Source organism: Streptomyces sp. NPDC059718 (assembly GCF_042733315.1).
In the GTDB taxonomy this organism is placed as follows: domain Bacteria; phylum Actinomycetota; class Actinomycetes; order Streptomycetales; family Streptomycetaceae; genus Actinacidiphila.
Genome location: NZ_JBHWGA010000004.1, coordinates 20,869 through 46,712, shown reverse-complemented (window position 1 = coordinate 46,712; position 25,844 = coordinate 20,869). Strand labels below are relative to the sequence as shown.

The following is a 25,844-nucleotide window of genomic DNA, read 5'->3' as shown; positions in this document are numbered from 1 at the left end:
GCGCGCGGGGCTGCGCCGGGGTCCTTTTCCGGCCAGTGACATTTGTGGAGCAACGGCGTCCATATCCCCCCGGACGGCGCGCCCGTGGGGCGCACGCCCCGTCAGACGACCGCCGGCGCCGGCCTACAGCGACAGCCGCTGCACCCCGCTCGCGACCGCGCGCTGTTCCGGCACCTCCGTGCCCGTCCAGCAGGAGCCGCGCCGGGCCAGCAGCCGGCGCAGCCACACCTCCGTGGCGACCAGGTCGGCGAGGCCGTCGACGGGCACCGGTTCGCCGTCCGCCGCGGCGCGCAGGGCGGCCCGTACGACCCGGGCCTCGACGAGCCCGGCGTCCGCGAGCAGCGGGGCCTCGAAGAGGTCCAGCAGGTCGTCGACGGCCGCCCGCAGGCCCGCGCGGACGGCGACGGCCGTGGAGACGTGGGAGTTGGCGCCCCAGCCGGGCGGCAGTTCGCGGATGCCCGCGCCCGCCAGCACGGAGCGCAGGATCGTGGTGCGGGCGCCCGGCTGGACGCGCAGCGTCTCGGGCAGCGCCCGGCAGGCCCGCACCACCTGGTTGTCCAGGAAGGGCGCGTGGAGCCGCTGGCTGCGCACCTCGGCGGCCTGCTCGAAGACCCGGTGGTCGGCGGCGTGCCGGGCGAGCACGGCGCGCGCCCGGCGCTCTCCGGGGCGCTCAACCGTCGTAGCCGGCCGGGAAACCGCCTCCTGCAGGCGAACCGATACTTCGGCGAGCGCCTCACCGGTCAGCCAGCGCGCCGCGGGGCCCGGCCGGCACCACGCGAGGGCCGCCAGCGACGCGGTCAGGGCGTCCCCGTGCTCCTCGAAGCGCCGGGCCAGCAGCCGTGCGGCGGCGTCCTCCACGCCCTGCCGGTAACTGGTGCGGGCCAGCCGCCGCGCCGCCCGGTACACCGTGAACGGGACGAAGACCGAGCGCCCCGAGGGTCCGTCCGCCCGCGCCAGGGCCGTGACGGGACGCAGCAGGCCGCGCCGCCGCCGGTCCATCAACAGGTCCGCCAGGCGCGCCGGATGGGCGTCCAGCACCTGCCGGGCGCCGTGCCCCACGAAGTGGTCGGCACCGCCGGCCGCCAGGCGCCGCCGGTGGCGTTCCGCGGTGACCAGCGAGGGGCCCGGCTCGTCGGTGAGCGGCCCGCTGTCCAGGAGATCGGCGTACGGCAGGGACTCCGGCCCGCCCGGTACGACGACGTGGTGCAGCCGCGGGTCGGCGGCCATGCTGCGGGCGCGCTCCAGCTCCGCCTCGCGCCCGTGGACCCCGCCCGTGGCCAGGTCGTTGAAGGTCACCGCCAGCAGGCGCTGCCCCGCGGCGGAGCCGTGCCCGAGCGGTGTGCCCGGCATCCCCGGCAGGCCCGCGGCGAGCAGGGCGAGCGTGGAGGAGGCGCTGCCCCCGGACAGGTCGGCGCCGATGCCCGGCGCCGGGGCCTCGCCGGGGTCCGGTACGAAGCGGGGCTGCGCGAGCCGCGTCCGGACGGCGTCCACCAGGGCGTCCCGTATGCCGGCGAGCGCCCGGTCCGGGTCGGCGAAGGCCGCAGGCGTGCCGGCGACGGCGAGCGAGGCGGTGGGCTCGTAGCCGCTGACCTCGGGCACCCCGTCGCGCATGATGAGCGCGTGCCCGGGCGGCACCCGGCGCACCCCGGCGTAGGGGGTGCCCTCGCCGAGCGCCTCGGGCGAGTCGGGGCAGGCCAGCAGCGCCGCAAGGTAGGTCACGTCCAGGGCGGCCTCGGTGAGGTCGGCGAGCGGCAGCGCGGCCGTGCCGTACGCCGTGCCCCGCGCCCACTGGGTGTGGAACACCGGCCGGGCGCCCGCGAGGTCCCCCAGCACCGTGACGCGGCGGCCGATCTGCAGGACGCAGGTGTAGCTCCCCGCCCAGGCCGTCAGATGGCGCAGCGCCCCGCCGCGCGCCGCGAACAGCCCCACCCGCAGGTCGGCGTCGGAGGCGGCGCAGCGGCCCAGCACGGCCAGCCGCGCCACGGAACCGTTCTCGGCGTGGACGATCCGCACCTCGTCGGGGCGCCAGTCGCCCACCATCCACAGCGGATCGGGGTCGCCCCACAGGAGTTGTGCGCCGACGGGCTGCAGGGTGCGGCCGGCGCGCGTGCCGGGAACCTGTCCCACGGCAGCGCTGCTCCACCCCACCAACCACCGCATCGCCGCCTCCACAGGTTGTGGATTACGTGGGCCACCGTGGCCAACCGGCCCCGCGGCAGGCCGAACTGCCGCCCCGTCCGAGGAACATGCTGCCACGGAGCGGCGCACAAAGAGGCGCATGAGGACATGGTTGAGCGCCGGACCGCGCGTCACGCGCGGTCCGGCGCGGGCCGGTTCGGCCCAACTCCCCCTTGATCATGGTCACTTGGAACGAACCACCGGATTTCAAACGTCATTTTCCGGTCAGTGTCCGGGCAGCCCGCATTCGTCCGTTCTGCGACGTGTGGGGGTCGCGGTCCGGGAGGCGTGGCGCACCTCCCGGACCGGTCCGCCACCCGCGGGGATTGTGGTGGCGGAGCCCCCTGACCCGCCACTACCCCCCATAGCCGCACATGAGAGCCGCGGGCCAACCCACCCCACCATGGAACCCCTACCGCCCGAACCGGCACAGAGCGCGCGGATGGGCGCACAGCCGCATACGCCGGTAGCACGCGCCACCAGCAGGAGTCGCCAGGCCGCATTCAGGGCAGGAATCTCGCCATCCGGGACAACAGCTCTTAACGGGCGGGATACGGCGAACTACGCTGGGTTCACCCGAGAAGCGATGGTCCCGGCAGCTCGGGGTCCGGCGCATGCCCGGTGGCGGGCTGCGGCGGACCCGGCACGCCTCCACAAGAGGCGCCGGGCAAGCCGTTGTTGTGCGTCGAGAGGGTGTGACAGGCGTGGCAGGCGTACGCGGCCCTCGCGCTTACGGCGAGAGGTGGTAGTGGTCATGACCAAAGAACCCCGAGGGCCCAACGAGAAACTCGGCACCCTTCTCGCCCTGGCCGGCATCAGCAACGCGGGACTCGCCCGCAGGGTCAACGACCTCGGCGCCCAGCGCGGTCTGACCCTGCGGTACGACAAGACCTCCGTCGCCCGCTGGGTCACCAAGGGCATGGTGCCGCAGGGCGCCGCCCCGCACCTCATCGCGGCGGCCATCGGCAGCAAGCTCGGCCGTCCCGTGCCGCTGCACGAGATCGGCCTCGCCGACGCCGACCCAGCGCCCGAGGTGGGCCTCGCCTTCCCCCGCGACGTCGGGGAGGCCGTCAAGTCCGCCACCGACCTGTGGAAGCTCGACCCCGGCCGGCGCGGCCCGGGCGGCGGCGGCATCTGGCAGAGCCTCGCCGGCTCCTTCGCGGTCAGCGCGTACGTCACGCCGGCCTCCCGCTGGCTGATAACCCCGGCCGACGCCCGCGTCGCCCGCGAGGACCCCGCCCCGGGCACGCACCACGTCGGCCACTCCGACGTCGCCAAGCTCCGCGAGGCCGCGGAGGACGCCCGGCGCTGGGACTCCAAGTACGGCGGCGGCGACTGGCGTTCCGGCATGGTCCCCGAGTGCCTGCGGGTCGAGGCGGCCCCGCTGCTGCTCGGCTCGTACAGCGACGAGGTCGGCCGCTCCCTCTTCGGCGCCACCGCCGAACTCACCCGGCTCGCCGGGTGGATGGCCTTCGACACCGGCCAGCAGGAGGCCGCCCAGCGGTACTACATCCAGGCCCTGCGGCTCGCGCGCGCCGCCGCCGACGTCCCCCTCGGGGGCTACGTGCTGGCGTCGATGTCCCTCCAGGCCACGTACCGCGGCTTCGCCGACGAAGGCGTGGACCTGGCCCAGGCCGCCCTCGAACGCAACCGCGGCCTCGCCACGGCGCGCACGATGTCCTTCTTCCACCTCGTCGAGGCCCGCGCCCACGCCAAGGCCGGCGAGAGCGCCACGTGCGCCACGGCCCTGGCCGCGGCCGAGTCCTGGCTCGACCGCGCCCGCGACGGCGACGCCGACCCGCCCTGGCTCGGTTTCTACTCCTACGACCGCCTCGCCGCGGACGCCGCCGAGTGCTACCGCGACCTGCGCGTACCCGGGCAGGTGCGCCGCTTCACGGAGACGGCCCTCGCGCGGCCCACGGAGGAGTTCGTGCGCTCGCACGGGCTGCGGCTCGTGGTCTCGGCGGTCGCGGAGCTGGAGTCCGGCAACCTGGACGCGGCTTGCGCGGCCGGGGTCAAGGCGGTGGAGGTGGCCGGGCGGATCTCGTCGGCCCGGACGACGGAGTACGTGCGGGACCTTCTGCACCGGCTGGAGCCGTACGGGAACGAGCCGCGCGTCGCGGAGCTGCGCGAGCGCGCCCGCCCCCTGCTGGCGGCCCCCGCGTAGCCCTCCGGGGTGCGCGGGGGTGCCCCTTGCGGCCGGATTGTTGTGTGCGGGTCCGTTGCGCCTGCGGCGGGCGGGGGGGGGTGCCCCTTGCGGCCGGTCATTGTGTGCGGGTTGTCTGCGCCTGCGGCGGGCGGTTTCCCCGCCACCCGCCCGATTGCCCGGCGCGGTCAGTGCGGGCCTGCGCTCCGTTGGGTTGGGGTCGGGGCCGCGCCGGCGCACGTCCTCAGCGCTCGCGGTTTACGTCCACGTCGTTGCGTACCGGGTTCGCCGCTCGTCGCTTCCGGGCGCACCCCGCCACACCCCCTCATGCCGGTTGGGGCGCCTGATGGCCGGTGGGGGGTGAGTAGGGCACCTGCGGCCACCCCGGACCGCTCTCTGAACCCCGTCCGCCCGTTAGCCGCCCACACGACCGGAGGGGGTGTGGCGGGGTGCGCCCATGGGGGTCCCCCCGGCCGAAGGCTGGGGGAGACGAGCGGTGCGCGCGGTGCCGAATGACGTGGGGCAGCGCCGCGAGCGCCGAGGTGGGGGTCCCCCCGGCCGAAGGCTGGGGGAGGGCGGGCGGCGGGGGACGCCCGCCGCAGGCGCAGCGCACCCGCACACAACAACCGGGCAGCCCGGCGCAGCCGCCCGCAACACGCAACGGCGCCGCACACACCAATCCGGCGCGAACAACACGCCCCGCCGACAGGTTTGCACGCGGCGCGGACGGGCCAAGCCTTACGGGGGAGGTGACCGCGCGCATGGACACCACGGACGTCGTCGTCATCGGCGCCGGCATCGTCGGCCTCGCGACCGCGTACGCGCTCACCCGCACCGCCCCCGGCACCTCCGTCCTGGTCCTGGACAAGGAGGACGGCCCCGCCCGCCACCAGACCGGCCACAACAGCGGCGTGATCCACAGCGGCATCTACTACCGCCCCGGCTCCCTCAAGGCGCGGTACGCGACGCAAGGCGCCGCCGAGATGGTGAAGTTCTGCGCCGGCAACGACATCCCGCACGACGTGACGGGCAAGCTGATCGTCGCCACGGAGCGGGACGAGCTCCCCCGGCTGCACGCCCTCGTCCAGCGGGGCCGGCAGAACGACATCCCGGTGCAGGAGCTGGGCCCGGCCCGGATCGCGGAGCGGGAGCCGCACGTACGCGGCCTGGCGGCGATCCACGTCGGCACGACGGGGGTCTGCGACTTCACGGCGGTCGCCGCGGCCATGGCCCGCCTCACGACCGAGGGCGGTCGCGCCGACGCGCGCATCGCGTACGGCACGGAGGTCCGCGCGATCCACCGCGACGGGCGGACCGTGATCGTCGAGCCCCACGACGGCCCGCCCGTCCGGGCCAAGGCGCTGGTGAACTGCGCCGGCCTGCACTGCGACCGCATCGCGCGCATGGCCGGGGAGGACACCTCGGGCGTCCGCATCGTGCCGTTCCGCGGTGAGTACTACGAGCTGCGCCCGGACCGCGCCGACCTCGTCCACGGACTGGTCTACCCCGTCCCCGACCCCGCGTTCCCGTTCCTCGGCGTGCATCTGACCCGCGGCTTCGACGGCTCCGTGCACGTCGGCCCGAACGCCGTCCCCGCCCTGGCCCGCGAGGGCTACCGGCGGCGCACCGTGCGCCCGCGCGACCTCGTCGAGACCGCCGCGTTCCCCGGCACCTGGCGGATCGCCCGCCGCCACTGGCGCTACGAGGCCGGCGAGATCCGCCGGTCGCTGTCGAAGCGGGCCTTCGTGGAGTCCGTGCGGCGGCTGCTGCCCGCGGTGACCGCCGACGACATGGTGCCGGCCGCGGCCGGGGTGCGGGCGCAGGCCGTGCTGCGCGACGGGACGCTCGTCGACGACTTCCTCATCACGGGCGACGGGCCCTTCGTCCACGTGCTGAACGCCCCCTCGCCCGCCGCGACGGCCTCACTGCCGATCGGCCGGGAGATCGCCCGCAGGGCACTGGCGGTGCTGGGGCGTACGTAAAATCGACGCATCATGTCGAAGCCCCGCACCCCCCACTTCTCGGGCGGCCCCGCCTCCCACCCGCATCCGGACGCGCACACCGAGCAGCGCATCCGCACCTTCCATCCGCGCCGCGGCCGGGTCACCCACGGCCAGCGGGCGGCGCTGGAGCGGCGCTGGGCGGACTGGGGCGTCGACCTCGACGGCACGCCGCTGGACCTGGACAAGCTCTTCGCCGACGCGGGCCTCGCCCCCGACCGCCCGGTGGTCCTGGAGATCGGCTTCGGCATGGGTGACGCCACCGCCGCGATGGCCGCCGCCGACCCCGGCACCGGCATCCTCGCCGCGGACGTGCACACCCCCGGCCAGGGCAACCTCGTCCACCTCGCCGAGCGCGAGGGCCTGCGCAACGTCCGGGTCGCCAACGGCGACGCCGTCGTCCTGCTGCGCGACATGCTCGCCCCGGGTTCGCTGGCCGGCCTGCGGGTCTACTTCCCCGACCCGTGGCCCAAGGCCCGGCACCACAAGCGCCGCATGATCCAGCCGGAGTTCGTGGCGCTCGCCGTGTCGCGCCTGCGGCCCGGCGCGACGGTGCACTGCGCGACCGACTGGGAGCCGTACGCCGAGCAGATGCTCGAGGTGCTGACGGCGGAGCCCGGACTGGGGAACGCCTACGCCACCGGCAGCGGCTACGCCGAGCCGCGTCCGGCCTTCCGCCCGATGACCAAGTTCGAGCGCCAGGGGATCGCCAAGGGCCACGTCGTCCACGACCTGCTCTTCGAGCGCCGGTGAACGTCCGGCCGGGCGGCGCGCCGCGCGGTACGCAGGGCGGTTATCCGTAACACCATCGCGCCACGCGGCCACCGCCCCGTAAGGTCATTGGGTGTCCTCGTACTCGCATGCGCCAGACTCGCCCCTCCCGAGCCCGGCGGCCCGGCCGGCCGTACCCGAGTATCCGGATCACCAGCAGCAACCGCAGTTCGCACTGCCCGCCCCCGGGCAGTGGCACTACAAGCCGCGCCGGCACTTCTGGGAGAACCGGACGTTCCGGCTCGTGGCGCTCTTCTCCGTGCTGGCGCTGTGCGGGGTGATCATCCTCGCGCTGGTGCGCCGGCAGACCGGCACGGAGGGCCTCCTGGTCGGCCTCCTCCTGGCGGTCCTGCCGGTCCCGCTCCTCGGCGGGGCCTTCCTGTGGCTGGACCGGGTGGAGCCGACCCCCCTGCGCGACGCGGTCTTCGCCTTCGCCTGGGGCGCGTGCGCCGCCACGCTGGTCGCCATCCTCGCCAACGAGTACGCGACCGAGCTGCTCGCCACGACCTTCACGGCCAGCGACTCGCAGAGCGACATCTGGGGCGCCACCTTCGTCGCCCCCGTCGTGGAGGAGAGCGCCAAGGGCGCCGCCGTCCTGCTGCTCTTCCTCTTCCGCCGCCGTGACTTCACCGGGATCGTCGACGGCGTCGTCATAGCCGGACTCACCGCCACCGGCTTCGCGTTCACCGAGAACATCCTCTACCTGGGCTCCGGCTTCGCCGAGGACCAGGCGTACGGGACCGACGGCGGGCTGGGCACGACCGCGGCGATGTTCGTCGTCCGGATCGTCATGACGCCCTTCGCGCACCCGCTGTTCACCTCGCTCACCGGCATCGGCTTCGCCATCGCCGCCACCTCGCGCCCCGGCCAGGCCCGCCGCTGGCTCGCCCCGCTGGGCGGCTGGCTGCTCGCGATGGTCCTGCACGGCACCTGGAACGGCTCCGCCTCGCTCAGCCCGCTCGGCTTCCTCGCCGTCTACGCGACGCTGATGATCCCGCTCTTCGGCCTGCTGGTCTGGCTCGCGATCTGGTCCCGCTCGAACGAGCTGAAGACCATCCGCACCCAGCTGCCGCTGTACGCGGTGGCCGGCTGGCTCAGCCTGCCCGAGCCCGCCGCCATCGGCTCCATGAAGGGCCGCGGCCTCGCCCGCTCCGCCGCCCGCCGCGCACAGGGCAAGGACGCCGCCCGCACCGTCCGCGAGTACGTGTCCTTCGCGACCTCGCTCGCCTTCCTGCGCGCCCGGGCCAACCGCGGGGCCGCCGGCGCCGACTTCCAGGCCCGGGAGCAGGAACTGCTCCACCACCTGTGGGAGCGCAAGGCCGTCGCCCAGCCCGCGCTCACCCATGCGGCCCACGCCATCCGTCCCGCGTTCCCGCCCCTGTACCCCTGGGCGGCGCCCCCGCCCGGAGCGCCGTACGGGCCGTACCCGCAGGTCCAGCCGTACACGCAGCCGTACGCGCAGCCCTACGGGCAGCAGCCGTACGGGCAGCCCTGGCCGCAGCAGCCCCAGGGCCCCCACGCGTGGCCGCAGCAGCCCGCGCAGCCGGGGGCGCACCCGCAGCGGTGGGGCCCGCGCGGGCCGCAGGTGCCGCCGCAGCAGGGGTGGCACCCGCAGGCAGCGGCCCCCTACCAGGACCCCCGGGGCGGACAGCACCGCTGACTCCGGTTGCCGGGCCCGGTGGCCGGGGTTGCAATGAGCGTGTGAGCCCGCTGATACGACGTACGAGCCGTATCGGCCGTCCGTCCGGCCGCACCAGCTGGACGCGGACGGCCGTCGTCCTGATACTCACCCTCGCCGTCTCCACCGCCGTGGCCGTCGGCGCGGGCGCCGGGTTGGTGCCCGTCTCGCTCGCGATCTCACCGACCACGACCGCCCTGTCCGGCCAGAGCATCCAGATCACCGCCGACCGCCTGACCGGCACCGGCTTCACGCAGTACGTGACCGTCGACTACACCGCCGAGGGCGACTTCCCCCAGGCGGTCTCCGCCATCAGCTCCGCCGAACTGCACAACATGTGCCAGTCCGTGGTCGGCACCGTCCCCGGCTTCGGCCAGGTCACCCTGCTGATCACCGCGGGCGGCGGCGACAAGCCCGTCCACGCCGACCAGCTGATCGTCGACACCGACGACCTGGCGGGTGACGCCGAGTTCCACGACATCCGGATCGGTGTGGACGCCTCCACGACGGACACCGAGGGCAGGGCCAAGGGCCCGGCCGGTGCCCTGGGACAGCAGGCCGAGAGCGTCACCATCGACCACCTGCGGCAGACCACCAAGTCCGTGAGCGCGGCGACCTTCCGGCTGAACGGCCTGCACATGACGGTCAAGAAGGGCGCCGACCCCTGCTTCTGACCCGAATGGGCGAGTGTGTACGACCATCGGGGTGATTGCGTACCGCTCCCGAGCGACCGATCAGACCGTCCCACGGTTGACGGGACGTGCTGACCACCGAGCCCACCGGGTCCCGGCCCGCCACGTCCCAGGCCGCCGTCGCCGTCTCCGGCCGCACCAGCTGGAAGCGGCTCGCCCTCGTCATGGTGCCGACCGTCGCGGCCGCGGGCGCCGTCGTCGCGAGCCTGGCCACCGGCGCGCTCGCCGCCTCCTTCGGGGTCTCGGCCAACTCCTTCACCGTCGCCGGAGAGAGCTTCCAGATCTCCTCCTCCCTCCTGGAGGGCGACGGCTTCGTCCAGTTCGGCGTCCTCGACCGGGGACGTGACGCGGTCTACCCGGAGGCGCTGTCCGCCATCCGCCGGGCCACCCTGCACGACCTGTGCCAGTCCGTTGTCCAGCCGGTGCCGGTCATCGGCCCGGTCACGCTGCGGCTGACCGCGGACCCGGCGAGCGCCGACCGGCTCATCGCGGACGCCCACGACATCAAGGGCGACGCCGTCTTCGAGAACATCCACATCGGCCAGGACGCCTCGACGGTGGACCAGGTGCCCGGCGTCCGGGGGCCGGCCGGGGCCTTCGCCCAGCAGGCGACCTCCATCCGCGTCCGCGACCTGCGGCAGACGAACCGGTCGGTCAGCGCGGCCACGTTCCGGCTGCCGGACCTGCACGTGCAGGTGCTGCGCGGCGACCACTCCTGCTTCTAGGAGACGCCGCCGTGACCCGCATGCTGAGCCGCGCCGGAGCCCTCCGGTCCCGCTTCCGCGCCTGGCGCCGCAGCCGTCCCTTCTGGGCCGGCGTGTGGACCCTGCTCGCCGGCGTGGAGATCCTCTCCATCCCGCTCGCCCCGCTCGCGCTCATGATCCACGAGGGCATCGCCGGTGTCTCCGGCCTGCTCATGGGCGTCTTCCTGGTCGTCCTGGGCCTCACCCTGTGGCTCGCCCCGCACTACCGCGCCTTCGCCGGCATCGCGACCCTGATCTTCTCCGTCGCCTCGCTCGTGCTGTCCAACTTCGGCGGCTTCCTGATCGGTTTCCTGCTGGGCGTCATCGGCGGGGCCATGGCCGTCAGCTGGGTGCCGGACGAGGACGGCGACGGAGGCCGCGGCAGGCGCGCCCGGCCGGTGCCCGACTGGGGCGGCGGCGGGCACGGCGGCACCACCGGGCCCGGCGCGGGCGCACCCCACGGCGGCACCCCGGACGGCGCCCTGCCCCCTGCGGCACCACCGGCCGCCCCCGCGGGCGGCACGGAGCCGGCGCCGCCCACGGCCACGGGCTCCGCCTCAGGTCAGGACGCCCCAGGTCAGGACGGTGCGGACACCCCATCGGTCCGCTCGGCCGTCCGCAACCGGGCCGTACGGCTGCGGGCCATCGGCGCCCTCCCGGTCGGCGGGGCGCTGCTCGCCGGCGGACTGCAGCCGATGGCACCCATGGCCATGGCCCACGACGCCGGCGCCTCCAAGGGTGACGGCACCGCGAAGTCCGCCGAGGGCTACCGCAGCGCGGGCGAGGCCGTGTGCGACGTGCTGGACGGCCTCTACCAGGCCCGCAACCCCACCGTGCACGGCACCGGCACCGGCACCGCGATCGGCAAGGCCAGGAACCGCGCCCGGGGCGGGCTCCACGTCGGCGTCGAGGCGGAGGCCCCGCTCCCGGTCCGCGGCTCGCTCGACCTCTCGTCCGGCAGCACCCCGAAGGGCGCCGGCCCGAGCCCCGTACCGTCCCAGCGCGCGGCCCCGCAGCAACCGCCGGGCGGGCTGCTCGGCGCGGTGGGCGACCTGCTGGGCCTGCGCGGCAAGCAGCCGCCGGCACAGGCACAGGCGCCACGGCGACCGGGCGCCACCCCGTACGCGCCGCCCGCACCCCGCCCGGGCGGGTCCGCCCGCCGTACACGGCCCGAGGTCCCCGCCCCGTCCGCGGGCGCGCCCCCCACCGGCATCCTGTCCGGCAACAAGATCGGCCCCGACTCGCTGCTGGACCTGGTCGTCCCCCGCCACCCCTCCGACGGCGGCATGGACGAACCGCTCTCCCTGCTCCCCGCCCGCATCCACCTGGGCACCCCCGACTCCCCCTGGTGCCTGCCGAAGGCCTCCCTGGAGCTGTCGATCGGCGCGGCCCGCTACCGCGACCGCGTCATCACCGCCGAGCAGCCGTTCCGCGTGCTCACCCCGCTGCTGGTCCTGACCGGGCTGACGTACCACGGGATCACCGCCGTCCCCACCCGCGCCGGCGCGGAACGCGTCCTGGTCTTCACCGCCTGGCGCGCCGACATCGCCAGCCTCCGCCAGACCGCGGGCCTGCTCTCCCCCGCCTGCGCCCGGCGCCACGCCCGCGACTGGACCCCGCCCTTCCACGGCCTGCCCGGGATCGGCCTGCCGCTGCTGGACATCGGGCTGCCCGGCATCGGCCGCGTCTCCCCCGGGCCGCCGCCGTGGGCCCCCTGCCAGGGCGAACTCGAGTCGGACGCCCGGCCCTGGAGCACCACGACCGCCACCGGACGCCCGGTCGTCCTGCTCACCCGCGTCCTGAGCGGCAACCTCCTCGGCCTGCTCCCGGTCACCTTCACCCCGGACACACCGCCCCCGCTGCCGCCCGGGCTGACGATCCCCATCCCGGTCTTCTTCACGCAGGTCGTGGCGTACAACCAGCTGCTGACCGCGCAGCGGCTCACGATCCCCGGCCTGCACCAGCAGGCGTCACTCCGCTGACTGGCACACGACGGCGCTGGCCAGCAGCACGGCGGTGAGAGCGGTGACGACGAGGGCCCTACGGACAACGGACATGGCACACCTCAGTGCAGCGGCGGACTGTTTCGAGCAGGACATAACCTACCGTCACTCAGCCACCACTCACCGTCACGCGGCTGCGGGGGAACCACCGGTAGGGACTAAGAGGCCCTCTGGCCCCGCACCTGGATCCCGTCCAGCAACTCCCGCGTGGCCGCCGCCACCGCGTCCACCGCCTCCTCGAACGCCTCCCGGTTGTGCGCCGCCGGCGCCCGGAACCCGGAGATCTTCCGCACGTACTGCAGGGCCGCGGCCCGGATGTCCTCTTCGCCGACCTCGGGCGTCATCGGCGGGCGCAGGGTCTTGATGCTTCGGCACATGGCTCCAGTGTGCCCGTGCCCACTGTCACGCCCACCCAGCGCGCGGCCGCCGCCCCCACCACCAGCCGCCCTCACCGCCCGGCGCGGCCGCGTCCTCCACCGTCAGCTCGATGTACCGGCCGTCCACCTCCCCCAGCGACTCCCCGAACAACTCCGCCACCGGCCCCGGCAACCTCCGCACCAGCCCGGCCACCCCGTCCCGGCACACCAGCTCCCCCCGCGCCGCCCCCCGCCCCGCCTCCAGCCCCCGCACCACCCGCTCCCACGCCTCCAAATGCCCACGCACCTCCCGCAACACGCTCCCCTCCACCTCCCACAACGCCTCGTCCACCGCCCCGTACGGCGCCCTCCGCAACGCCTCCATCGCCTGCTCGAACCCATCCGTGACCGGCGTCTCGCTCTGCCTCATGGCCCCATGCTCCGCCCGCGGCGCGTGCGCGTCGCGCACTGGGCGCCACACGTGTCAGTCGCTCCTGTTAGAACTGGATCACGCCGATTCGCCTCAGGGGGGCCTACGTGACGAATCCGAACCACGACCTCGATCCTGTCTCCGGGCTGTACGAAAGGCTCATCACCGACAGCCTCGAAGAACGCATCAAGGCGCTCGGGGCCGACGGGTGGAGCGCCGTCGACGAGGTCGTCGGCGGTGAGTCGGCGCCGCATGTGCTGTCCCGGCACATCGCGAGCAGGGTGGAGCACGTCCTCGCGGGGCTGACGCCGGCCGAGCAGGTGGTCGCCGCCAACCTCATCCTCGAGTCGATGAGCTCCATCGAGGGCGCCCGGCAGGTGACGGACCTCATCTCCGACGGGCCACGGCAGCTTCTGGCGCTGGCCGAACGGGAGGCCGAGGGCGTCTACGCGATCCGCCCGGCGACCCCCCTCTCCGAGACCGCACTGATCACGAACTCCCCCGAGGACCCCAGCCTCGGTTACGAGCTCCGCGCCGAGCTGGCGACCGCGGACCGCGTCGACCTGCTCTGCGCCTTCGTCAAATGGCACGGCCTGCGGGTCCTGGAGCAGTCCCTCCGGGCAGCGCACGAGCGCGGCGTACCGATCCGCGTCATCACGACGACGTACGTCGGCGCCACCGAGCGCCGCGCCCTCGACCGCCTCGTCCGGGAGTTCGACGCCGAGGTGAAGGTCAACTACGAGCTGCGCTCCACCCGACTGCACGCCAAGGCGTGGCTCTTCCGGCGCAACACCGGCTACGACACGGCGTACGTGGGAAGTTCCAACCTCTCCAAGGCCGCACTGCTGGACGGGCTGGAGTGGAACGTGCGGCTGTCGTCGGTGGCCACGCCCAGCGTCCTGCGGAAGTTCGAGGCGACCTTCGACGCCTACTGGAGCGAGCCGGCGTTCGAGTCGTACGACCCCGACCGGGACGCCGTGCGGCTCGACGAGGCACTCGCCACCGCGGGTGGCGGCAGTGCACCGGGCATCGGACGCAGGCTCAGCCTCTCGGGGCTCGAGGTCCGCCCCTACCCGCACCAGCGCGACATGCTGGAGCGGCTCGAAGTGGAGCGAGAGGTCCACGACCGGCATCGGAACCTCCTGGTGGCCGCGACTGGGACGGGTAAGACCGTCATGGCCGCCCTCGACTACAAGCACCTGCGGCAGAAGCTCGGCGGGGACCTGAAGCTCCTCTTCGTCGCTCACCGCAAGGAGATCCTCGAGCAGTCCCTGCGCACCTACCAGGACGTGCTCGTCGACGCGAACTTCGGGGAACTCCTGGTCGGCGGCGAGATCCCGGACAACTGGACGCACGTCTTCGCGAGCGTCCAGTCCCTCAACGCCCAGTCGCTCGACCGCTTCGCGCCCGACCACTTCGACGTCGTCGTGATCGACGAGTTCCACCACGGCGTCTCCCCCACCTACCGGAAGATCATCGACCACTTCGCTCCACGCGAACTGCTGGCGCTCACGGCGACGCCGGAGCGCATGGACGGGCACAAGGTCCAGGACGACTTCTTCGACGGGCGCATCGCGGCCGAGATGCGGCTGTGGGAGGCCCTCGAAAACGATCTCCTGAGCCCCTTCCACTATTTCGGGATCACCGACAACACCGACATGAGCGCCGTCGCGTGGAAGGCGGGCGCCTACGACCGCAACGGCCTGGACAACCTCTTCACCGGCAACGACGCTCGCGCACGCCTCGTCGTCCAGGCCGTCCGCGACAAGGTCACCGACCCCGGCTCCATGCGGGCTCTGGGCTTCTGCGTGTCCGTTGCGCACGCCGAGTTCATGGCCGGCTTCTTCCGCCGGGCCGGCCTCAAGGCCAAGGCCCTGTCAGGGGAGACGCCCCGGGACGAGCGGAAGGCCGCCCTGGAGGAGCTGAGGGCCGGGTCGCTGCAGATCCTGTTCTCCGTCGACCTCTTCAACGAGGGGCTGGACATCCCCGACGTCGACACGCTGCTGCTCCTGCGTCCCACGTCCAGCGCCACGGTGTTCCTGCAGCAGTTGGGGCGCGGTCTGCGCCGCAGCGAAGGCAAGGCCGTCCTCACCGTCCTCGACTTCATCGGCCAGCACCGCAAGGAGTTCCGCTTCGAGGAGCAGTTCCGCGCGCTCACCAACTTCACGCGCAACCGGCTGCTGAGCAACATCGAGCACGACTTCCCCCAGCTCCCCTCCGGCTGCCAGATCATCCTTGAGCCCAAGGCCAAGGAACTCGTCATCGACAACATCCGCAGCCAGATCAACGTCAACGTCACCCAGTTGGCGCGTGAGGTCGCCACGTACGCGAGCCCCACACTGGCGGAGTACCTCGCGGAGAGCCGCCGCGAAGTCAAGGAGATCTACCGCGGCGGCAACTCCTGGACCGGCCTCCTCCGCCGGGCCAGGCTCCTGCCCGCCACCCACCCCGAGGGCGAGGCCGCGCTCCTCAAGCGCGTCCCCGCGTTCCTCCACGTCGACGACCCGGCCCGGATCGCCGCCTACCAGCGGGTGCTGGCCGACGACGCCCCCACGTACGAAGAACTCGACCCGCGCGTGCAGGACTACGCCCGCATGCTCTTCTTCTCGCTGTGGCCCCTGGGCAACGGCTTCCCCACCTACCAGGACGGCCTGGACGCCCTCCACGCCCAGCCCCACCTCCGCGACGAACTCCGCCAGGTCCTCGCCCACGGCCTGGACCGCACCGACCACGTCCCCATCCCGCTCGGCGGGACACTCGGCGAACTGCCCCTGACGATCCACGCCTCCTACAGCCGCGAGGAGATCCTCCCGGCCTTGAGACAGTCCGCACTGGGCGGCTTCCTGCCCGGGCATTTCCGGGAGGGCGTGAAGTGGTGCGAGTCGATTGGGACCGACGCGCTCTTCATCACGCTGGAGAAGGACGAGAAGGACTTCTCCCCGCAGACGCGCTATCACGACTACGCGCGCAACGAGACCGAGTTCCACTGGGAGTCCCAGAACCAGACCTCCAGCACGTCCCCGACGGGTCTCCGCTATCAGCAGCACCGCGCCCGCGGCAGTCACGTCCTGCTCTTCGTCCGCCGCTACAAGAAGACGGACATCGGCGGCCCCCAGCCCTGGATGCTCCTCGGCCCAGCCGAATACGCCGAACACAAGGGCAGCAACCCCATGGGCATCGTCTGGCGCCTCCAGCACGAACTGCCCGCGGACGTCTGGACGTACTCGGCCATCGCCGCAGGCTGACGCCCCAACTCCTGTTGCGGAACTGATGCTTAAAGGTTCCTGCACCACTCCCCCGAGCGACCTTGTGTCACCGGCACGCAACACCACGTATCGCCCGAATCCGATCCGCCGTTCCTGGTGCGTCACGACATCAAGAGCAGCATCGGAGGAATCCCATGGGTCGAGTGAACGCGGTGACGCGCTACGTGTCGCAGGTCGCCCTGGCCACGTCCACGGCAGTCGCGACGGTGATCAGCTTCTCGACGCCCGCGTCGGCAAGTGCCGTGGGGTACGCAAAGGTGGTCGGCTTCTGCCTGGACGCCAAGGGCCAGGAGGTTTGCCTCCCGACCACCACGCTTGGGCACTTCGTGCGCGGGTCGGGCAGGAATGTGGATCGCCATGAGGCCTCTGTGCAGGACAGCTTCGGAATGGACAGCGCCGGCGGAAACTGGTGCAACTGGCGCATCGACTGGCGCTACTCGGACACGAATGGCCGCACCTACCTCATCAGCAGGGGCGAAACGCACCGCAAGTGCACGCTTCACAGTTCGATCGGCCGTGTCGACACGACGCACCACACGTTGAAGCACTACGGCAAGGCGTGCGCGGACTTCTTCGTCGCTGGCACCAGGCGCGCATCGCAATGCCACTTCATCACCGAGTGACAGCCGGAGCGACCATGCCCTCTCGAATGCACCCCTCGCTGGCTTCCCGCGCGTTGCGCGTTCTCCTGGGCGCGGGAGTGAGCTACGCACTCGCAACTGGGTTGGTCCTGCTCATCTTCGCCCTACTTCCTCAAGACGCCCTGCGATCCCTCCAGGAATCGGGTTTCTTCTGGACGGTGTTGGCCACCGCTGTCGTCATCTTCGCGGCGGGGGCCCTGGCCCTTCGGAGTCGACGCGAGCGATGACGCGGCAGCATCCAACCGGCTGTCGATAGCCCATTCACACCAGTCCCGTGAGCAACACCCGTGAATTCGCGACTTCGTGCGCCCGTGTCGGGGACCGTAGGCGAGCGTTGAAGCACTGCGGAGGGGCCGGGCGTGACCGGCCCCCGGTGTCGCGACATCGTCGAGGAACAGGGCGGGATCCCCATGGGCAAACAGTCGCCGAACGTGCGGTCGGGCCGGATGGTGCGGTGGGTGCTGACGGCGGGGCTCAGTTACCTGGGGGCGATGTTCGTCGTGCTCGGGTGCCTGTCGCTACTGCCGAAGCGGACGCAGACCTCGTTGTCGGAGACCGCCGTGGGATGGGCCGTGCTCGGGGTGAGCGTGGTGTTGTTCACGCTGTTCGCGGGGCGGAGCCGCGGGCGGTCCTGAACGCCGGTCCCGGGGACGGACGGGCTCACGCCCGCATCCACGCACGCGTGCCGAATGAGCCGCAGGAGCGGGAGGCGATGTCCGCCGCGAAGGCGAGGGCGGTGTCGAAGGCGGGTGGGGTGAGGCGGGGCGTGACGTGGGCGGCGAGGTGGTGGGCGAGGGCGCCGTGGAGGACGTCGCCGGCGCCGAGGGTGTCGACGACGGGGGTGACGGCGGGGACGGGGATCTGCCCCTCGGGCCGGAGGATGGGGGACGGGCCCTGGGTGACGGCGGTCCAGCGGACGCCGGCGTCGTGGAGGAAGGCGAGGACCTCGGCCGGGGTGGAGGTGCCCGGGGGGTGGAAGTCGGCGGAGCAGACGGCGACGTCGACGTAGGGGAGCAGGGTGGGCGTGGCGGGGCGCCAGCTGCCCGCGTCCAGGAGGGTGGGGACCCCGGCGGCGCGGGCGAGGCGGGCGGCGGGGACGGCGAGGGCGGGGTGGTGGGCGTCGACGAGTACGACGTCGGCGTCGCCGACGAGGACGGAGAGGTCTCCGGGCGGGGACACGGATGTCCCTGAGGCCACGTTGGTGGAGGCGACGGCGCGGTCGCCGGTGGCGGCGGTGACCAGGATGGTCGAGACCGCGGGGGGTGCGGGGGAGTCCGCGGTGAGGTTGATGACGTCGACGCCGAGGGCCGCGAGGTCGGCGTCGATGGCGCCGGCGAGGGCGTGGCCGCCGAAGGCGGTGAGCAGGACGGCCTCGCCGCCGAGGTGGGCGAAGGTGGCGGCGGCGCCGGTCGCGGGGCCGCCGGCGGCGACGGTCTGGGTGCGGGCGGTGAGTTTCTCGTTCGGGGCCGGGACGTGGTCGACGAGGGTGATGACATCGAGGGTGCAGAGGCCTACGAAGAGTGCGCGCATGGGCGCATAGTGGCAGCAGGGAGCGTGCGTTTCGCGTCTTACGCGCCTCCTACGGGTGGGGGTGCACCATTTTTCCGGGAGACCCGACGCGCAGAGCGTCGATGCCACTACGCTGAGTGCTCGCAATGGTGCGCGGGGAATGCCGTGAGCAGGAGGACCGCATGGGGAACGCGCGACCAGGTGGGGCGGGTCCGGCGGACGTCGAGGTGGTGCTGGCCAGGGCGCAGAACGCCTTCGACGTCGACGACCGCGTGCTGGGACGGCTGGCCACCGCGCTGATGGGCTGCACGGAGCTGGCGTCCTTCCGCCAGCGCAAGGGCCCGCCGCGCAGGCTGAGCCGCAGGACGTTGCGGCACACGTTCCTGCTGGCCGACGGCAGTACGCAGCTGCTGTGGGAGATCGAGCACAACACCGGCCCGGGCGACGACGAACCGCTGTACGAGGTGTACTCCGACCCGGATGAGCTGGCCGCCGCCCAGCACGTGATCGACGCCCGCTTCGGCGAGCCCTCTCCGGAGGAACTGGAGGCGGAGGCGGCGGACTGGCTGGCACGGCTGCCGCAGATGGCGATGGACCTGACGCCGGGGCCCCGGCAGTACACGGCGGACCACTCCGCGGAGCACGCGTGGCGGGTGCTCCGGCGGGCCGAGAACACGGACGTACCGGGCGAGGAGCTGCGCAGCCGGCTGGGTTCGGCGGTGGGCCACGACATTGCGTACGTCACCGGGCGGCACACGCGGATCGGCACGGGCCGGGTCGCCGGCTGGACGCTGTACGAGCACGCCTTCCTGCTGGAGACCGGCGAGGAGATCAGTCTCTGGGAGGTCGAGCACACGATGACCCCCGACGGACGTCCGGTGTGCGAGGTGTACTCCGACGAGACGGCGGCGTGCGACTCGGCGGACGTCCGGCTGGAGGCTCTCTAGCCTCGTCGGCCTCGTCGCCGGACCCCGGCCGGATTGCGGCCGGATTGCGGCCGGGGTGCAGCCGGAGGAAATTGGGGCGTAGGCGTGTCGGTGGGAAGCGGGAGGTCCCCATGCCGGTCCTGGCGGAGGTCGAGTTCCCCGGTGTGACGGCCCTGCAGTACGAGGAGGCGAACCACCGCGCGGGGTTCGGGCCCGAGCATCCTCCCGCGGGGCTGCTCTCGCATGCCGCCGTGATCACCAACGAGGGTCTGCGGCTGGTGAACGTCTGGCAGTCCGCGCAGGCGCTCGAGGCCTTCATGGAGATCATGTTGCCCGCCGCCAAGGAGTCCGGTTTCCCCGAACCGAGCGGACCGCCGAGGATCGCCGAGCTCTACAACTTCGTCGTCCCGTAAGCGTCCCCGTAAGCGTCCGCGGGCGTCCCGTAGGCGTCCCGCGAAACGGACCGGCGGCCCTGGGTGACGGGGGGTGTCACCAGGACCGCCGGAGTCCGTGGGGCCGGTCGCTCAGACGGACAGGCCCTTGCTGCGCAGCCAGCCCATCGGGCCGATCGGGTCGCCGCCACCGGGGCGCACCTCGAGGTGCAGGTGCGGGCCGGTGACGTTGCCCGTGGCGCCGACTCGGCCGATGGTGTCACCGGTGTTGACCTTGCCGGAGGTGACGATCATCGAGGAGAGGTGGCAGTACCAGAGCTCGGTGCCGTCGTCGAGGGTCAGGATGATGCGGTAGCCGTACGAACCGGCCCAGCCGGCCTCGGTGATGGTGCCGCTGTGGATGGCCTTGACCGGGGTGCCGGTCGGGGCGGCGAAGTCCTGGCCGGTGTGGGTGTTGGCCCACAGCGAGCTGGACTCGCCGAAGCCGGCGGTCAGCGTGTACGAGGTGACCGGCTTGACGAAGCTCTTGGCGAGCTCGGCCAGGCGGGCGGCCTCGAGCTTCTTCGCGGCCTCCGCCACGGCCTTCTTCTTTGCGGCGGCCTCGGCGCGGACCCGCTCCGCCGCCGCGGACTTGGCGGCCTTGGCCACCGCCTCCTGCTGTGCGGCGTTCCTGGCGGACCGGTCGGCGGCGTTCCGCTGCTGCTGGGCCTGGTCGAGGATGCGGTTGCGCAGCGCTTCACCCGCGTCGGGGCTGAGGGCCTCGGCGACCTGCTTGGCCTCGGGGGCGCTGTCGTCGTCGACGAGGGCTCCGATGCCCGGCAGGTGGGACACCTCGGGCAGGGAGACGGGGAGCGGGTTCTTGCCCTCGGCGGTGGCCACCCCTCCGACACCCAGTACGGCCACGGCCGCGACCCCGAAGACCGCCGAACCACGGCCCATGGAGCGCTGCTTGGCGACGCGGTGCCGGGCGCGACGGGGGCCGGCGGACTCCTCGGTGGGGTTCCACGGCTCGGCCTGCGGGCCCTCGTAGGGCGCGCTCTCGAAGGTGTCGGGGTCCTCGAAGTCCCCGGTGCCGTCGAAGGCGTCGAAGGCCTCGATGTGCTCGGGGAGCGGGTGGGTGGGGGCGGGTTCAGCGACCTCAGGCGCCTCGTACCCAGCAGTCTCGTACCCCGCGGCCTCGTACCCCGCGGACGTGGTGTCCTGGGAGGTCGTCGCCTCGGCGGCCGCCGCCTCGAACCAGCCGGCGGCCATGTTCCACTGGCCGGTGTCCCAGCCGTCGATCGCGTTCTTCGTCGGCGGTGCCTGCTCGGCGGCCGGGGGATTCCAGCCGGCGGCGATGTTCCACTCGGCGGTGTCCCACTCGGAGTACGCGGTGGCGGACCCCTGTTGTTGTCCGGGTATCAGGGCAGGCTCGTTCGACGCCACTCGGGCGCGCTCCTTTCCTTCCTTCTCGCCTACCGGGTTAGCTGACGGGTTCGGAGCAGGAAGGTCTCCTACGAGGACCGCGGAGGGCCCCCGATTCACCCCAGGAAGTGGTTCCCCGGTTCCCGCGGACGGGATTCGGCAAGCGCACGGCGCCGCCCTGTCGGCGGCGGGATGACCGCGCTGCGTTATCGAACGTTAATAGAGGCGCCCGCCAATTCCAAGCCACTCAAGCGAGTTCATGACGGGAATCTATGGGGATGGACAGGACATACGTGGACATTGGGACGTGACTGCCGTGACCTACGGGAAATGTGAGCGTGCATCAGTCGTTATGCGGAAGGGAGTGCCGCGCTCACGAGGAGTGATGGTCACCCCGGACCCCGGCCGCCGAGCGCGCGCCCCAGACGGGCGTCGAGACGCTCCGCCGAGGCGTCGGCACTGCGGTGCGCCGCGAGCATTCCGTGCACTTCACGCTGCAGGACCCGGGTGAACGTGACGTAGTGCGCGGTCGCCGGACGGGCCCTGGCGGCCTGCAGCGCGCACCACAGCAGGGTCGTGTAACCGGGGGTCGCGGCGGACGGCGAGGGCGAGGGCTCCGAGCCGCGCCCCGCGGGACGGTCGTAGAACCACGCACGAGGGTCGTGAGGATCGTCACAGTTGACATCCCCGGCTCCGTATGCAGACCGCCGCGCGGGGGCGAAACCCGCCCCGAGCAGGGCATGTTGGGCGCCGCGCCCGGTCAGGAAGCGGATCAGGTCCGCGGCGTCGTCCGGGCGGTCGCTGGTCGCCGCCACGCCCAGGCTCTGGCCGCCGAGGGCGGCGACGCCGGGGAGCCGGGCCACGCCGAAACGGACGCCGGGGGCGAGGGTGGCGTCCAGCCGGTTGTAGGCGTACGGCCAGTTGCGCATCAGCACGCTCTGCCCCTCGGTGAACTGGGCGAGGGTGACCGACTCGTCGGCCTCCAGGGACTCCGGGTTGAGGTTGTTGGCGGCGCCCAGCCGGCCGAGCTCGTCCAGGCCCTCGCGCAGCCCGTCCTCGGTGCCGATGTAGCGGCCGTCGCCGTCGACGAGTGTGACGCCCGCGGTCCAGAAGGCCTCCAGGGTGTTGACGGTCAGCCCCTCGTACGCGCGCAGCTGGGTGGTGTAGGCGGCGTGGCCGAGCGGGCGTACGTCGGCGAGCAGGTCGCCGATCTTGGCGTAGCCGCGCAGGTCGGCGGGGCGGCGCCCGGCCTTGGCGAGGTCGTCGGTGCGGTAGTAGAGCAGGCCGACGTCGGTGTTGAAGGGCACCGCGTACGTGCGGCCCTTCCAGCGGCCCGCGGCCGCGGCCTGGGGCAGGAAGTCCCCGTCGACGAGGGCGGGGTCGAGCGGGCGCAGCAGCCCGCTGTCGGCGAACTCGGGGAGCCAGCTGATGTCGAGGTTGACCACGTCGTACGCGGCGGTGCCGGACTGGAAGGCGCCGATCAGCTCGCTGCGCTGCTCGTCGGAGGCGGAGGGGAGCTCGACGAGCCGGGCGGGCCGGTCCGGGTTGCGCCGGTTCCACGCGTCGATCAGGGTGCGGCGGACGCCGGGCCGGCCGCCGGCGGTCAGGTCGGCGTCGCTCGCGACGATCAGCGGCCGGGAGCGGTCGGGTGCCGGGCCCGGCGCCGCGGCGGGGCCGCTGCAGGCCGCGGCGGCCAGCAGGAGCAGGACGCCCAGGGCGCGGCGCCGTCGCTGTCGGCGGACGGGGCGCGGGGGCGGGGGCGGGAGGATGCCGCTCGTGCTCCTGAGGCCCGGGGCTGTCATGACCCTCCCGAGGTGAGGCGGGTGATCGTCTCCGCGACCCGGTCCGGAAGGTCCTGCGTGGCCGCCAGGCAGGCGCCGCCGCCCTCCGTCACCGCCTTGTTGAAGCGCAGCGAGCAGCCGTAGCTCTCCAGGGAGACCACCAGTACGGGGACGTCCACGTCCGGCGGCTCCACGCGGGCACTGTCCTCGTCGTCGGTGATGAGGACGATCAGGGCGCCTGGGGAATCGGCCAGCGCGCGGGACCACCGGCGCAGGGCGGCGGCCACGGGCGCGTCCCGCTCGACCGGTGCCAGCGCGCGGATCGCGGCGTCCCGCGCGGCCGCGTCGTTCGGCCCCGGCGCCAGCAGGGTGCGGCCGGGCACCGCGGCGATGCCGTACCGGTAGCCGGACGCGCGGGCCAGGACGGAGCGCACGACGGAGACGTTCGCCCCGGAGTAGGAGGAGCTGGAGACGTCGACGGCGAAGAGGACGTCGCGCCGGGTGCCGGCGGCCTGGCCGTGGTCCCGCAGGGCGGCCTCGATGGCCCTCCTGGTGGGCGGTGCGCCGCCCGTCGGCGGGTCGGCGACGAAGATCGCGCTGTCCAGCGGGGTGTCGCCGGCCGCGGCCGTCCCGGTGACGCCCGTGCGGAAGCCCTGTGCGGCCAGCGCCCGTTGTCCCGGACCGGAGCGCAGCCAGACGGCGAGCCGGTGCACCGCCTCGGCACGTACGGCGCGGTCGGACCGGCCGGTCTCCCAGGTCACCGGTACGAGGGTGAGGTCCAGGGGTGGCACGTCGGCGGGGTAGTAGGCGGTGTAGGGGTCGGACTGGGTGCCCAGGCACGGGGGACGGGACTCCAGGGCCGGGGTGACGAGGCCGGCGAGGGTGGACTCGGCGATGACGAGGGCCTGCTGGGTCCCGCGCCGTTCGACCAGCCAGGTGCGGGCGGAACAGGCCAGGGCCCGGTCGTCCGCAGGGGGCACGGCGTCGGTGGTGACCCGGGTGCCCGGCGTCAGGTGCAGCAGCTGGTCCAGGGCGGCGTCCGAGGAATGCGGTTCGGCGCTGCGGACGACCACGTCCTGCGCGTGGGCGGCGTCGACGAGTTGCTGCGCGGTGCCGCCGGTGCGCCCGACGCCCTCCAGCGAGGTGGTCGCGGCGAGGACGGCCGGGGAGCGCGCGAGGGTGACCGGCCGGCCGAGGGCGACGACGCTCTCCGGACGCCGCGTCTCGGCCAGCACCTGGGTGGGGGAGGTGCCGGCCGCCGGTATCCACACGTCCGGGTGCGGCCCGACGTCCCGCAGCGGCAGCGCGCAGTCCCCGCCGTCCTCGCAGGCGCGTTCCGGTTCGGCCCAGGCGGCGGAGGCGCGGAAGGCGGCGAGGGTGCGGTCGGTGGGGGCCGCGTACACGGTGGTGTTGATCTGGCCGCAGCCCTCGGGCCGGCCGCCGAGGGAGGCGGTGGTGCCGGCGGCGTCGCTGTCCTGGAAGGCGTCGAGCACGGAGGTGAGCGCGGCGCGCGTCTCCGGCGAGGTGAGCACCCGCAGTTCGAGCGGGGCGGGGCACAGCGGTGCCGGGCGGTGCGCCCACGTCCAGCCGGTGACGGCGCCCGCGAGCAGGGCCAGGGCGGTGCCGGCGCCCACGGCCCGGTGCCAGAGCGGCTGGTGGGGTCCCGCCGTCCAGGTCCAGGTGAAGCCGGCGTACTGGGCGAGCCTGCGCAAGGGCGTCAGCCAGCGGGTCCCGCGGGCGGGGCGCGGGGTGAGCCGGGCCTGGGACAGGACGGTGTCGCCGGCGCTGTTGCTGGAGCGCTCGGTCGGGAACCAGGGGTCGTAGTCCACCCGCTCGTCGAGCGTGGCGGCGTACTCCCCGGCCAGTTCGTGGAGCCGTACCCCGAGGCGCTGCACGGTGACCGGGTCGTACGGGTCGGTGCCCTCGGTCAGCACCCGGACCAGGGCGCCGGTGAAGGGCGTCGGGTCGATGCCGTCGCCCTTGTGGATGCGGGAGCCGACGGCCGACGAGGTGATCAGGGAGAACGGCCGCTCGGGCAGCGGCACCAGGCCGGCGTTGCCGGAGCAGCAGCAGTCCAGGACGAGGACGACACGCTCGGCCCGCGAGGAGGCGAGCAGCCTCAGCAGGTCCCGGTACGGGATGCCGTCGAGGCGGGCGCCGTCCTTGGTGGACTCCCGGGTCATCAGGTACAGCTCGGGCTCCCCGGTGCCGAGGTCCACGTAGCCGTGCCCGGTGAAGTGGACCAGCAGCAGGTCCTGGGCCTGGGCGGCGGCGGTGCCGATCAGCCGCAGCGCGCGGTCGCGGGTGCGCGGCTCGGCGAGGGTCTCCACGGTCCGCGGGATGAACCGTCCGTGCGCGCCGGAGACGAGCGCGGCCCGCAGCCGCGCCACGTTGGCCCTGGCGGAGGGGATGTTGGAGAAGTCATGGGCGTGCTCGTACTGGGACACCCCGATCAGGACCGCCCGCGACCGGGACGCGAACGGTTCGTACGGCATGCCCGCCGGACCTCCCCAGGGCCGTCTTCCTCCGGATCGGGTTCTCCCCGGATCTAGTTCTCCAGCGTCTGGCGGATGCGTGCCGCCATCGCCTCCAGTTCGCCGCGGGTCAGGGCGTCCCGGCCGGTCAGGACGCACTCCACGTCCCCGGCGCGGACGGTGACGCTGAGCGAGTCGCCGGGCTGGTTGCGCAGGTGGTTGCGCAGGGCGCGGAGCAGCGTGAGGGCGGTGGCCTGCAGCGTCTCCTGGAGGATCATGAGGAGCAGGTCGTAGGCGACGCCCATGCTCTCGTCGGCGGGCCGCTCCCTGCGGACGACCAGCGGCGCCAGTTCCTCCTCGGCCCGCAGCCAGACCTCCAGTCTGCGCAGGTCCGCGGCCGGGTCCTTGCCGCCCTCCAGCTCGATGGTCACGTACGTGTCCATGACGCCTCCCC

General features: G+C 73.5%; 20 protein-coding genes and 1 riboswitch. Of the genes, 12 read left to right on the top strand and 8 right to left on the bottom strand.

What is annotated here, in order from left to right; translation table 11 throughout:
- Positions 1-123 precede the first annotated feature (123 nt).
- Positions 124-2,160, bottom strand: coding sequence for an asparagine synthase-related protein (locus ACFV3E_RS06755; protein WP_500533731.1), 2,037 nt, complete (start codon positions 2,158-2,160; stop codon positions 124-126).
- A 772-nt stretch (positions 2,161-2,932) separates the two neighbouring features.
- Between ACFV3E_RS06755 and ACFV3E_RS06750 the strand changes: the two genes are divergently transcribed.
- From ACFV3E_RS06750 to ACFV3E_RS06720, 7 genes are all read left to right on the top strand, one after another.
- Positions 2,933-4,345, top strand: a complete 1,413-nt coding sequence (locus tag ACFV3E_RS06750) for an NsdA family TPR-like regulatory protein (protein WP_500368431.1) — start codon at positions 2,933-2,935, stop codon at positions 4,343-4,345.
- 740 nt (positions 4,346-5,085) lie between these two features.
- Complete coding sequence (lhgD, locus tag ACFV3E_RS06745) at positions 5,086-6,306, top strand: L-2-hydroxyglutarate dehydrogenase (RefSeq protein WP_500533730.1); 1,221 nt, start codon at positions 5,086-5,088, stop codon at positions 6,304-6,306.
- 12 nt (positions 6,307-6,318) lie between these two features.
- Positions 6,319-7,077 carry a tRNA (guanosine(46)-N7)-methyltransferase TrmB gene (trmB, locus tag ACFV3E_RS06740; RefSeq protein WP_500533729.1) on the top strand — a complete coding sequence of 253 codons (759 nt, stop codon included), beginning with the start codon at positions 6,319-6,321 and terminating at the stop codon, positions 7,075-7,077.
- Positions 7,078-7,168: 91 nt separating this feature from the next.
- On the top strand, positions 7,169-8,755 hold the full coding sequence (locus ACFV3E_RS06735; protein WP_500533728.1) for a PrsW family intramembrane metalloprotease: 1,587 nt from the start codon (positions 7,169-7,171) through the stop codon (positions 8,753-8,755).
- Between the two features lie 41 nt (positions 8,756-8,796).
- Positions 8,797-9,447 (top strand): DUF6230 family protein, encoded by a 651-nt coding sequence (locus ACFV3E_RS06730; RefSeq protein WP_500533727.1) that lies wholly within the window; start codon positions 8,797-8,799, stop codon positions 9,445-9,447.
- Between the two features lie 86 nt (positions 9,448-9,533).
- Positions 9,534-10,190, top strand: a complete 657-nt coding sequence (locus ACFV3E_RS06725; RefSeq protein ID WP_500368421.1) for a DUF6230 family protein — start codon at positions 9,534-9,536, stop codon at positions 10,188-10,190.
- Positions 10,191-10,210: 20 nt separating this feature from the next.
- Positions 10,211-12,190: a DUF6114 domain-containing protein gene (locus ACFV3E_RS06720; RefSeq protein WP_500533919.1), complete on the top strand. Its 1,980-nt coding sequence runs from the start codon at positions 10,211-10,213 to the stop codon at positions 12,188-12,190.
- Between the two features lie 179 nt (positions 12,191-12,369).
- Here the strand turns inward: ACFV3E_RS06720 and ACFV3E_RS06715 are convergent, their stop codons facing one another.
- A complete protein-coding gene (locus ACFV3E_RS06715; protein ID WP_499512588.1) occupies positions 12,370-12,588 on the bottom strand; it encodes a DUF2277 domain-containing protein in 219 nt (72 codons plus the stop codon).
- Positions 12,589-12,613: 25 nt separating this feature from the next.
- Positions 12,614-12,997, bottom strand: coding sequence for a hypothetical protein (locus ACFV3E_RS06710; protein ID WP_500368419.1), 384 nt, complete (start codon positions 12,995-12,997; stop codon positions 12,614-12,616).
- Between the two features lie 107 nt (positions 12,998-13,104).
- Between ACFV3E_RS06710 and ACFV3E_RS06705 the strand changes: the two genes are divergently transcribed.
- The 3 genes from ACFV3E_RS06705 to ACFV3E_RS06695 all read left to right on the top strand — a co-directional run bounded on the left by ACFV3E_RS06705 (position 13,105) and on the right by ACFV3E_RS06695 (position 17,539).
- Positions 13,105-16,242 (top strand): DEAD/DEAH box helicase, encoded by a 3,138-nt coding sequence (locus ACFV3E_RS06705; RefSeq protein WP_500533726.1) that lies wholly within the window; start codon positions 13,105-13,107, stop codon positions 16,240-16,242.
- A gap of 164 nt (positions 16,243-16,406) precedes the next feature.
- Positions 16,407-16,886, top strand: a complete 480-nt coding sequence (locus ACFV3E_RS06700; protein ID WP_500337918.1) for a hypothetical protein — start codon at positions 16,407-16,409, stop codon at positions 16,884-16,886.
- Positions 16,887-17,263: 377 nt separating this feature from the next.
- Entirely contained in the window at positions 17,264-17,539 is a 276-nt protein-coding gene (locus ACFV3E_RS06695; RefSeq protein WP_500533725.1) for a hypothetical protein, read from the top strand.
- A gap of 25 nt (positions 17,540-17,564) precedes the next feature.
- On the opposite strand, the gene ACFV3E_RS06690 is transcribed toward ACFV3E_RS06695, so the two are convergent.
- Positions 17,565-18,434 (bottom strand): PfkB family carbohydrate kinase, encoded by an 870-nt coding sequence (locus ACFV3E_RS06690; RefSeq protein WP_500533723.1) that lies wholly within the window; start codon positions 18,432-18,434, stop codon positions 17,565-17,567.
- Positions 18,435-18,595: 161 nt separating this feature from the next.
- Between ACFV3E_RS06690 and ACFV3E_RS06685 the strand changes: the two genes are divergently transcribed.
- Complete coding sequence (locus ACFV3E_RS06685; protein WP_500533722.1) at positions 18,596-19,360, top strand: DUF6227 family protein; 765 nt, start codon at positions 18,596-18,598, stop codon at positions 19,358-19,360.
- Between the two features lie 110 nt (positions 19,361-19,470).
- Positions 19,471-19,752 carry a hypothetical protein gene (locus tag ACFV3E_RS06680; RefSeq protein WP_499512596.1) on the top strand — a complete coding sequence of 94 codons (282 nt, stop codon included), beginning with the start codon at positions 19,471-19,473 and terminating at the stop codon, positions 19,750-19,752.
- A gap of 111 nt (positions 19,753-19,863) precedes the next feature.
- Here ACFV3E_RS06680 and ACFV3E_RS06675 read toward each other — a convergent pair whose 3' ends face one another.
- From ACFV3E_RS06675 to ACFV3E_RS06660, 4 genes are all read right to left on the bottom strand, one after another.
- On the bottom strand, positions 19,864-20,829 hold the full coding sequence (locus tag ACFV3E_RS06675; protein WP_500533918.1) for a M23 family metallopeptidase: 966 nt from the start codon (positions 20,827-20,829) through the stop codon (positions 19,864-19,866).
- A gap of 338 nt (positions 20,830-21,167) precedes the next feature.
- Positions 21,168-21,307: riboswitch (cyclic di-AMP (ydaO/yuaA leader) on the bottom strand.
- Positions 21,308-21,524: 217 nt separating this feature from the next.
- Entirely contained in the window at positions 21,525-22,937 is a 1,413-nt protein-coding gene (locus tag ACFV3E_RS06670) for an extracellular solute-binding protein (protein WP_500533721.1), read from the bottom strand.
- A complete protein-coding gene (locus tag ACFV3E_RS06665) occupies positions 22,934-25,411 on the bottom strand; it encodes a caspase, EACC1-associated type (RefSeq protein ID WP_500533720.1) in 2,478 nt (825 codons plus the stop codon). Before ACFV3E_RS06665 ends, ACFV3E_RS06670 begins: the two co-directional genes overlap by 4 nt.
- Before the next feature lie 53 nt (positions 25,412-25,464).
- The gene (locus tag ACFV3E_RS06660) at positions 25,465-25,833 is read right to left on the bottom strand and encodes an effector-associated constant component EACC1 (protein ID WP_500533719.1); all 369 of its coding nucleotides are present in this window, start codon (positions 25,831-25,833) and stop codon (positions 25,465-25,467) included.
- Positions 25,834-25,844 lie beyond the last annotated feature (11 nt).

Coding starts and splice junctions, on each gene's coding strand:
- ACFV3E_RS06690 (WP_500533723.1), bottom strand. CDS start 18,434: ATGCGCGCACTCTTCGTAGGCCTCTGCACCCTCGATGTCATCACCCTC.
- ACFV3E_RS06660 (WP_500533719.1), bottom strand. CDS start 25,833: ATGGACACGTACGTGACCATCGAGCTGGAGGGCGGCAAGGACCCGGCC.
- ACFV3E_RS06715 (WP_499512588.1), bottom strand. CDS start 12,588: ATGTGCCGAAGCATCAAGACCCTGCGCCCGCCGATGACGCCCGAGGTC.
- ACFV3E_RS06755 (WP_500533731.1), bottom strand. CDS start 2,160: ATGCGGTGGTTGGTGGGGTGGAGCAGCGCTGCCGTGGGACAGGTTCCC.
- ACFV3E_RS06750 (WP_500368431.1), top strand. CDS start 2,933: ATGACCAAAGAACCCCGAGGGCCCAACGAGAAACTCGGCACCCTTCTC.
- lhgD (WP_500533730.1), top strand. CDS start 5,086: ATGGACACCACGGACGTCGTCGTCATCGGCGCCGGCATCGTCGGCCTC.
- ACFV3E_RS06720 (WP_500533919.1), top strand. CDS start 10,211: ATGCTGAGCCGCGCCGGAGCCCTCCGGTCCCGCTTCCGCGCCTGGCGC.
- ACFV3E_RS06670 (WP_500533721.1), bottom strand. CDS start 22,937: ATGACAGCCCCGGGCCTCAGGAGCACGAGCGGCATCCTCCCGCCCCCG.
- ACFV3E_RS06710 (WP_500368419.1), bottom strand. CDS start 12,997: ATGAGGCAGAGCGAGACGCCGGTCACGGATGGGTTCGAGCAGGCGATG.
- ACFV3E_RS06665 (WP_500533720.1), bottom strand. CDS start 25,411: ATGCCGTACGAACCGTTCGCGTCCCGGTCGCGGGCGGTCCTGATCGGG.
- ACFV3E_RS06680 (WP_499512596.1), top strand. CDS start 19,471: ATGCCGGTCCTGGCGGAGGTCGAGTTCCCCGGTGTGACGGCCCTGCAG.
- ACFV3E_RS06685 (WP_500533722.1), top strand. CDS start 18,596: ATGGGGAACGCGCGACCAGGTGGGGCGGGTCCGGCGGACGTCGAGGTG.
- trmB (WP_500533729.1), top strand. CDS start 6,319: ATGTCGAAGCCCCGCACCCCCCACTTCTCGGGCGGCCCCGCCTCCCAC.